General features: G+C 66.8%; 1 protein-coding gene. It reads left to right on the forward strand.

The genetic code is table 11. The annotated features are described in order from the left end of the window. On the forward strand, positions 1-584 hold a 584-nt coding region (locus tag ACLQ3C_RS21480; protein ID WP_425707118.1), incomplete at both ends, for a DUF222 domain-containing protein.

The raw sequence follows: 584 nt of genomic DNA on the forward strand, positions 1-584 counted from the left end.
ATCGCCGCCGCCACCGACATCGACCTCGTCACCGCCCACGCCGCCGACGGCTCCATCTCCGCCGAACACGTCGACGCCATCGTCCGCGGACTCACCCACATCGACCACCGCAGCCCCGAACCCGCCGACCCCCAAACCCGCTTCGCACAAGTGAGTACCCTGCTCTCGCACTACTTCGCCGGCGCCACCCCCGCCGACATCCGCGACCACGCCCGCACCCTCGGCAACCAGATCGCCGCCGACACCGACGGTGGACTACCCGCCGGCGAAGACAAGACGATCAACGAACTCGGCTACCACCAGACCGACGACGGACGTCTGGACGTGCACGCCAACCTCGATGCGGTCGCCGGCGAGAAGCTGCACAGCCTCGTCGAAACACTCTCCGCACCAAAGCCTCAGCCCGACGGTTCGCTCGACCCGCGGAAAGCTGAACGCAGACGTGCCGATGCTCTCGAAACCATCTTGGAGCTCGCGGCGAAGGGACTCACCGACGAGACCGTGTCGTGCAAACCCACCGGCGGAGTGTTACTGACCATACCCGCCGACACCCCGAAGCTGTCTGCGCTCGAGTTCATGGGGTC

Origin of the sequence: Gordonia sp. DT30, assembly GCF_049844915.1 — a bacterium.
GTDB lineage: Bacteria > Actinomycetota > Actinomycetes > Mycobacteriales > Mycobacteriaceae > Gordonia.